General features: G+C 63.3%; 5 protein-coding genes. 4 read left to right on the forward strand and 1 reads right to left on the reverse strand.

All coding sequences use genetic code 11. The features are described from left to right. Positions 1 to 415 precede the first annotated feature (415 nt). The 4 genes from A4R35_RS23120 to A4R35_RS23140 all read left to right on the forward strand — a co-directional run bounded on the left by A4R35_RS23120 (position 416) and on the right by A4R35_RS23140 (position 6,698). On the forward strand, positions 416 to 2,572 hold the full coding sequence (locus A4R35_RS23120; RefSeq protein WP_112433701.1) for an AfsR/SARP family transcriptional regulator: 2,157 nt from the start codon (positions 416 to 418) through the stop codon (positions 2,570 to 2,572). Positions 2,573 to 2,617: 45 nt separating this feature from the next. Beyond that, on the forward strand, positions 2,618 to 3,682 hold the full coding sequence (locus A4R35_RS23125; RefSeq protein ID WP_112433703.1) for a hypothetical protein: 1,065 nt from the start codon (positions 2,618 to 2,620) through the stop codon (positions 3,680 to 3,682). A 37-nt stretch (positions 3,683 to 3,719) separates the two neighbouring features. Then, positions 3,720 to 6,215 carry an AfsR/SARP family transcriptional regulator gene (locus A4R35_RS25465; protein ID WP_317616012.1) on the forward strand — a complete coding sequence of 832 codons (2,496 nt, stop codon included), beginning with the start codon at positions 3,720 to 3,722 and terminating at the stop codon, positions 6,213 to 6,215. 258 nt (positions 6,216 to 6,473) lie between these two features. Continuing rightward, positions 6,474 to 6,698, forward strand: coding sequence for a tautomerase family protein (locus tag A4R35_RS23140; protein WP_112433709.1), 225 nt, complete (start codon positions 6,474 to 6,476; stop codon positions 6,696 to 6,698). Between the two features lie 71 nt (positions 6,699 to 6,769). Here the strand turns inward: A4R35_RS23140 and A4R35_RS23145 are convergent, their stop codons facing one another. Continuing rightward, entirely contained in the window at positions 6,770 to 7,477 is a 708-nt protein-coding gene (locus tag A4R35_RS23145) for an HD domain-containing protein (protein WP_112433710.1), read from the reverse strand. Positions 7,478 to 8,052 lie beyond the last annotated feature (575 nt).

The raw sequence follows: 8,052 nt of genomic DNA on the forward strand, positions 1-8,052 counted from the left end.
CCGAGTCATTACCCGGGGAGAGGCGAGGAGCCTGCGGGCCTCCTGCGGGCGGACACCCCTTCGCTGCTATTGCTATAGCCGGATGGGCTTGCAACAAAAGTAGTGGTTGGACTCCTGACGTCGATGCAAGCGATGCCGCTTCTTCCTGCCCAAGAAAAATAGCTCGCTCGCTTCACTCTTTTCTTGTGTAATTTATCCGACCAATAAGAAAAACTACTTTTCTATTTGCAGATGTATCTGCTATAATCAAAGCACCACGGTGCCAGACAGTGCATGTCGTAGACGCTACGGCGATGGTGCCGCGCGATTTGATATGTGGTGCTTATGGTCGGCCTGGCCTGGGCGTATGCTGGGCTGCCAGCCGCTGGTTGTGGGCCAGGGCGCCGGCTGAGAAGAAGAAAGCGGTGAGAGGACTATGGCCGGAAAAGAGCAGCTTGTCGAGACGGGCGATCCTCTGGTGCGGGTGTGGATGCTGGGGCCGTTTGTGGTAGAGCTGCGGCAGGCCGATGGGTCGTGGCAGGCGCTGCCGGGCGGGATCTGGCGAACGTATTTCTATGGGCGCCCGCTGCTGCAGCGCCTGCTGTGTGCTCACGGGCGCCGGCTGGAGCGGCAGCAGTTGCAGATGGATCTGTGGCCGAGGGAGGAGCCGAGCGAGGCGATGGAGCGCTATCCGCTGACGGCGGCGGGCCAGGTGCGGAAGCTGTTGGGAAAGAGGGAGTTGCTCAAGACGTGCGGGCAGGGCTATCAGTTGGCCGATCAGCGCTGGATCTGGGCCGATGTGGATGAGGCGCTGTGGTGGCTGGGGGAGGCGCGCCGGCGGGGACTGGAGACGCTGGCGGCGCTGCCGGCGCTGCAGGGAGCGGAGCGGCTCTTTCGGCGGGGGCGCCTGCTGGAAGAGCAGGCGGCGGTGTGGGCGGTGGCGTATCGGGAGTGGGTGGCGGGCGAGCGGTGGAAGGCGGGGCTGGCCCTGGCGCGGCTCTACGAGCGAGAGGGGATGCTGAGCGAGGCGGGGGAGCAGTATCGGCAGTTGTATGAGGAGCATCCGTACAGGGAGGAGGCGCTGTTAGAGGTGTATGGGTGGTGGCTGCGACAGGGGGAGCGAGAGCGGGCGGAGCGGGTGCTGACGGCTGGCCTCCAGCGGCTGGAACAGGAGGGGTTGCCGCTGTCAGAAGAGGCGCAGGAGTGGGTGAGGCGGCTCAGGCGGATGCAAGAGAGAGACAGGCTTGCCCGGGTGCAGGGGAAGACTGTGGTATACTGGGAAGGAAGCAAGGGAGCGTTGAGGGAGGAGAGAGGAGGAAGCGCGCTTCTGCAGGCGCTGCCCGCGCCGGGGATGAGGTTGTTGCCGGCGGGGTCGGAGGAGGAAGAGGAGAGGGAGGAGGAGGCGAAGCAGGGGGACTGTGGGACGAGCGTGTTGCTCTGGCCGCTGACGTGGGGAAGGCGGGGGCAAGGGAGCCTGCGCGAGATGGAGCAATTGATTCAACAGGAGCTTTGTATGAGCGAGCGCACGAGAGAACCGGCAGAGGGAAGGACTGCGATGGAGCAGCGACTACCGCGGCGGACGGCGCTGCTGGTGCTGGCGGGCTTGCCGCAGGTGCTGTTTGGACTGGGGAGCGTGGGAGCGGGTTGGGAGTGGGCAGGTGGCGGCAGGAGAGGGGAGGGAAGGCTGAGAGAGGAGGTGCTGCCGGTGGTGGCAGGGAGCATCACGGCCTGCTGGCACCTGCTCAACGAGGGAGAATTTGAGACGGTGGAGCGGACGGTCAGCAGCTACTTGCCGCTGTTGTGTCAGTGGGCTAAAGAACCATCAGCAGGTCAAACCGCTGCCGCTGCTCTTGCTGCTCAAGGATACTTTTTTCTGCGCCAAAGTGCCTATCACCGCCTCCAGTTCCGGCAAGAGCTGGCCTACAGTCAGGCGGCAGTAGCACTAAGTCGTTTGGCAGGTGAGCCAGCGTTATTGGTCAAAGCGCTCACTAAGATCAGCTTGGACTACTATCACCTATCGGACTATAGACAAGCATTCCTGGCTCTGGAAGAAGCTCGCGCTTTACTGCCGCAAACTCCGCGGATTCTGGAAGAGACAGTCTATACAGGGCTGGCGCTGATTTCTGCTAAGCAGGGGAGGGCCAGAGAAGCGCTGGATAATCTGAGCCGGGCCAGGGAGGGAGATGCCTCTGTTCAAGGTGAGCTGCCTGTGTACTTGCAAGCGGACGAAGGGCCGTGGAGGCTGATCTTGCGAGAAGGGTGGGTTCGTCTAGAGCTGAACCGGCATGAGGGGAAGAGAGAGCATGCGTTAGCGGCGGAGCGGGCGCTAGCGCAGATAGAGAGCCTGGCAGGCCGGGGGATGGTGCCGGAGCGGATTCGCCTGGAGATTCTGAACCGGAGGGGGGAGGCGGCGATCGGAAGGGGAGAGCTGGAGGAGTATGTGAGCTACACGGTGCAGGGGGCGGAAGGAGCCAGGAGATTGGGGAGTAGTAAGAGGAGGCAGGAGCTGGTGAGCAATTGGAGGAGGGCGTTGGAGCGCTGGCCGGGGGAGAAGCGGGTGAGGGAGCTGGGGGAGCTGGTGCTGTGGACGTAGAGGCAGAGAGAGGCAGGCGAGCGGGAAGAGAGAGGAGAGCGAGTGATGAAGGAAGACGAGGGAGAAGGAGGCAGGAAGCTACCGAGGAGGCAAGCGCTCTTGCTGCTGGCGGGCTTGCCGCAGGTGCTGTTTGGACTGGGGAGCGTGGGAGCGAGTTGGGAGTGGGCAGGTGGCGGCAGGAGAGGGGAGGGAAGGCTGAGAGAGGAGGTGCTGCCGGTGGTGGCGGGAAGCATCACGGCCTGCTGGCACCTGCTCAATGAGGGAGAGTTTGAGACAGTCGAGAGGACGGTGGGGGACTATCTGCCGCTGCTGAGGCGATGGGCGTATGAGCCATCGGGGGTGCAGCAGGAAGCAGCCTATCTGGGGGCGCAGGCGTGCCTGCTGCAGGGCTTGATTGCCTACCATCGGCTGCAGTTCCAGCGAAAAAAGTACCTTTGTGAAGAAGCAGTCAGTTTAAGCCGTCTTGCCGGTGAGCCTGTGTTGCTTGTGAAAGCGCTGATCGACCGAGGGAGGGCTTGCTACTGGCTTGGCCAGAGTGAGTCGACGCTGGAGAGCTTTCAGGAGGCGTGTAGTCTGGCCGGGACTGTGCCCGCTCCTTTGCAAGGGAGGGCTTTCATGAGCCTGGCGCGGGCCTATGCAGATCGGGGGATGGCTGGAGAAGCTTTGAAGGCTTTCGAATTGGCCCGAGAGCGTTTCCAGGGATGGACAGGTATCGAGTCTTTACCGGTGTGTGTGTTGCTCGACGAAGGCGCTTACAGGGAACCTCTCTACGGGGGATATATTCACCTACGCCTCGGTGAGTACCGAGAGCAGAGGAGCCATTTCCTAGAGGCGGAGCGACAGCTAGCAAGCATTGAGGAGATGGTGAGCGTGGTCAGTGTGCCGGGGCGCATCAGGTTGGAAGCTCTTAATCTGAGGGCGGAGGCGGCGATCGGGAGGGGAGAGCTGGAGGAGTATGTGAGCTACACGGTGCAGGGAGCAGAAGGAGCGAGGAGATTGGGGAGTGGTAAGAGGAGGCAGGAGCTAGTGAGCAACTGGAGGAGGGCGTTGGAGCGCTGGCCGGGGGAGAAGCGGGTGAGGGAGCTGGGGGAGCTGCTGCTGTGGACATAGAGGCTATGGAAATGAAAGAGAAGGTGGTGAAGGAGCAATGACTGAGAGAGCAGCGGAAGAGGCACAGTTGCCTCTGGTGCGCGTGTGGATGTTGGGGCCGTTTGAGGTAGAGCTGCGGCAGGCCGATGGGTCGTGGCAGGCGCTGCCGGGCGGGATCTGGCGAACGTATTTTTATGCGCGCCCGCTGCTGCAGCGCCTGCTGTGTGCTCACGGGCGCCGGCTGGAGCGGCAGCAGTTGCAGATGGATCTGTGGCCGAGGGAGGAGCCGAGCGAGGCGATGGAGCGCTATCCGCTGACGGCGGCGGGCCAGGTGCGGAAGCTGTTGGGAAAGAGGGAGTTGCTCAGGACGTGCGGGCAGGGCTATCAGTTGGCCGATCAGCGCTGGATCTGGACCGATGTGGATGAGGCGCTGTGGTGGCTGGGGGAGGCGCGCCGGCGGGGGCTGGAGACCCTGGAGGCGTTGCCGGTGCTGCAGGAGGCGGAGCGGCTGTTTCGGCGTGGGCGTCTGCTGGAAGAGCAGGCGGCGGTGTGGGCGGTGGCGTATCGGGAATGGGTGGGTGGAGAGCGGTGGAGGGCGGGGCTGGCCCTGGCACGGCTCTATGAGCGAGAAGGGTTGTTGAGCGAGGCGGGGGAGCAGTATCGGCAGATGTATGAGGAGCACCCATACAGGGAGGAGGCACTGATAGAGGTGTATGGGTGGTGGCTGAGACAGGGGGAGCGAGAGCGTGCGGAGCGGGTGTTGAGGGCAGGGTGCCAGCGGTTGGAACAGGAGGGGGTGCCGCTCTCAGAAGAGGCGCAGGAGAGGGTGAGGAGGCTCAGGGAGAGGCAAGAGAGCGGGCTGCTGGTCAGAGTGCAAGGGGAGGCTGTGGTATACTGGGAGGGAAGCAAGGGAGCGTTGAGGGAGGAGATGCGGGAGGAGAGAGGAAGGAGGGTGCTTCCACTGGCCTTGCCCGAGCCGGAGGTGAAGTGGTTGCCAGCGGGGTCGGGAGAGGAGAGGATGGGGGGAGAGGGGGAGCAGGGGGAGTGTGGGGTGAGCGTGTTGCTCTGGCCGCTGACGTGGGGGAGGCAGGGGCGAGAGAGCCTGCGGGAGATGGAGCGATTGATGCAAGAGGAGCTTAGTATGAGCGAGAGCAAGGGAGAAGCAGCCGAGGGGAGGGCTGCGAAGGAGCAGCGACTACCGCGGCGGACGGCGCTGCTGGTGCTGGCGGGGATGCCGCAGGTGCTGTTAGGACTGGGGAGCGTGGGAGGAGGCGGGGGCTGGGAGTGGGAGGGGGTGAAGGAGGGGAGGCTGAGAGAGGAGGTGCTGCCGGTGGTGGCGGGGAGCATCACAGCCAGCTGGCATCTGCTCAACGAGGGAGAATTTGAGACGGTGGAGCGGACGATAGGGGGACTGCTGCCGTGGCTGAGGAGATGGGCGTATGAGCCATCGGGGGTGCAGCAGGAGGCAGCCTATCTGGCGGCACAAGGGCATTTGCTCCTTGGTTTTGTTGCCTATCATCGTCTCCAGTTTCAGCAAGACCTGAGCTATGACCAAGAAGGGGTAGCACTTAGCAGAGTGTCTGGTGTGCCGACCTTGCTGGTCAAGGCTCTGACCTGCCTTGGTCTGGATTACTATCATCTGGGGGCTCCGTTGCAGATGCAGCGGGCACTAGAAGAAGCTAACAGGCTGCTTGGCTATGTCCCCCCGGTACTACATTGGGCTGTATATACAGGACTGGCGTTAGCCTATGCCAAACAGGGACGGGCTGAGGAAGCAGTGGAGTGCTTGAGCCAAGCTAGAGAGTGGGGGGGCACCTCTAGGCTGGGTGAGGACCAGCTTCCAGTTTACCTGCAAGCAGATGAAGGGCCGTGGAAGCTGATTGTACGAGAGAGTTTGGTGCATCTGGAGCTGAGCCGGCACGGGGAAGAGAAGAAGCACGCGCAGGAGGCGGAGCGGGCGCTGGCGCAGATCGAGCGCTGGTCGGGGCTGAGAGCGGTGCCGGAGCGGATTCGATTAGAGATCGTGAACAGGGAGGGGGGAGGCGGCGATCGGGAGGGGAGAGCTGGAGGAGTATGTGAGCTACACGGTGCAGGGAGCAGAAGGAGCGAGGAGGTTGGGGAGTGGCAAGAGGAGGCAGGAGCTGGTGAGCAACTGGAGGAGGGCGTTGGAGCGGTGGCCAGGGGAGAAGCGGGTGAGGGAGCTGGGGGAGCTGCTGCTGTGGACGTAGAGGCAGAGAGAGGCAGGCGAGCGAGAAGAGGGAGGAGGAGAGGAACGATGAAGGAGGGAGAGCGGGAAGGCCGTCGTGACGCCTCAGCCTCCCGCTTCCTCGCGACTGGCTGCCGAACGTCCCCCGATCCCCCAATTGCGCTTCGGTACCTCATAAATAATAACACGCACCTCTTCCACCGGATACCCCAATTCGCGCCCTGCCGCCTCCGAGAGCAGACGAATCAAGCGCTCCTTCTGCTCCTCACTGCGGCCTTCCATGATGGTCACTTTGAGAACAAGCATTGCCTACTCCTTTCTGCGCTGCAGCCGTACACGCAGGGATAGCATCCAGCCCCCTTCCTTCCTTCCTGCTCGTCGCTTCCGTCGACGCCCCTCTTCTCTTAGCCTACCACAGGGCCGGCCCCCTGATCCACAGTCGGCCAGACCTCGTAGCGGGCCTGGCTCCCTCCTTAGTCTCTCCGGCCATCCCTGGCTTGCCAGAGCCATAAGCAGCAGCATACAATAGAGCTACCTGCCCACCTGGTCGCTGACCTGCTCCAGCAGCCAGCGTGTCAGACCAGACAGAAAGGAGCCAGGACACCGATGCCCATGCTCGAAGTACTGCGTGCCGCCGACAGGCCGCTCACCGCTGCCCAGAAGCGCGCCTTTGCCCGCGAGGCCACTCGCATCTTTCACCAGGTCCTTGGCACCCCGCCCGGGCGCCTGCGCCTCTTCTTCCTCGACACCTCGCCCGAGGGCCTGGAGGGTCTGCACGAACTGCCACCCGCCGGCGAGAGCGACGACCACAATGCTGGAAGCACCGCCTGATAGTCAGACGCTTCCCGTCCCTCCCTGGCTGGGGTCCGCCCGGGCCAGCCAGACCTGCCTCACTCCGCCCACTAGCCTGGCAGACCCTCCAGCCGCAGCTCACGCCGGAACTCCTCAAGATAACGCCGCATAAAAGCCAGACGCTCCTGAGCCAGCGCCCGCCCCGTGGCTGTCCCCATCATCTCCCCTATCCGCAACAGCTTCGTATAGAAATGATCCAGCAGATAACGCCGGTCGTCGGGCACGTGCTGCTCGGCAAACGGATCAGTCGGATGATACGGGCGCGTCTCCGCTACCGCCCGCAGCGCCCCCGTGATCGCCCAACGCATCACCCCAATCGCTCCCAGACCGTCCAGACGATCCGCATCGCGCACCACCCGCGCCTCCAGGGTCTGCGGCTCAATCCCGCGACTGAAGCTATGGGCCAGCACCGCATGCAGAATCGCCTCCCGCTCCTCAGCGGGCACCCCGTGAGCGGCCAGCACCTCCGCGGCCAGATCGTGCGACAGATCGGCGTGATGCCGCTCCTGAGCCGTAGACATCCTGCCCTCTCCCTCGCCCTCCGTGGCTACCCGCCCCAGATCGTGCAGCAGCGCGGCCATGCCCACCACAAACTGATCAGCTCCCTCGCGCTGCGCGATCGCCACCGCCAGCCGGTAAACACGCTCTATATGGTCCCAGCCGTGGGCCAGGTCAGCCCTTCCCACACTCAAAAAACGCCCCTCTACCTCGCGGTAGACCTGGGCCAGCACGGCATCTCTATCGAAAGCAAAAGCCATCTTCTCGCTGCATCATCCTTTCTCTGTTGTCTGCCAGGCTCGCTACGTAGACCGCCTGGCCATCTCTCACGCACGCCCCAGCAAGACGGTCTGCTCACCTCTCGCCTGCCCTGCTCCAGCTCAGCTCGCCCGCCCCCTCACGTCTCCTGTGGCGCAAGCAGATCCATTCTACACCATCGCTGGCCCCTGCTGCCTCGCCCTCCTCACGGCGCCATAACGTAGCGCTTCTCACGAGGCTCCGCCGCGCTTCCCCTGAAAAATTTCACTGGGGCCTTGACAAAGACCCCAACCCCCGACTATATTCTATTTGAAAACGCTTACGTAAGCGTTTTCGGTACCGATTTCACCACAAGCAGGAATGCAAGGAAGCTTCCGCTCCCTCCCCCAGCCTGCAGAACCTGCTAGTCGGGTTCTGCAGGACGAGGAGCGGCAGCAGCGAGACTCGTGCAAGGAAAGGAAGCACGACAGAGCATGACACCGCACACCATTCGACGACAGAGCTTGTGGAGACGCAAACAGCTGCTGGCGTTACTGGCGCTGCCCGTCCTGTTGCTGACGGGACTCTTTGGCGGCCA

Origin of the sequence: Thermogemmatispora tikiterensis (genome assembly GCF_003268475.1) — a bacterium.
GTDB lineage: Bacteria > Chloroflexota > Ktedonobacteria > Ktedonobacterales > Ktedonobacteraceae > Thermogemmatispora > Thermogemmatispora tikiterensis.

Coding starts and splice junctions, on each gene's coding strand:
- A4R35_RS23120 (WP_112433701.1), top strand. CDS start 416: ATGGCCGGAAAAGAGCAGCTTGTCGAGACGGGCGATCCTCTGGTGCGG.
- A4R35_RS25465 (WP_317616012.1), top strand. CDS start 3,720: ATGACTGAGAGAGCAGCGGAAGAGGCACAGTTGCCTCTGGTGCGCGTG.
- A4R35_RS23125 (WP_112433703.1), top strand. CDS start 2,618: ATGAAGGAAGACGAGGGAGAAGGAGGCAGGAAGCTACCGAGGAGGCAA.
- A4R35_RS23145 (WP_112433710.1), bottom strand. CDS start 7,477: ATGGCTTTTGCTTTCGATAGAGATGCCGTGCTGGCCCAGGTCTACCGC.
- A4R35_RS23140 (WP_112433709.1), top strand. CDS start 6,474: ATGCCCATGCTCGAAGTACTGCGTGCCGCCGACAGGCCGCTCACCGCT.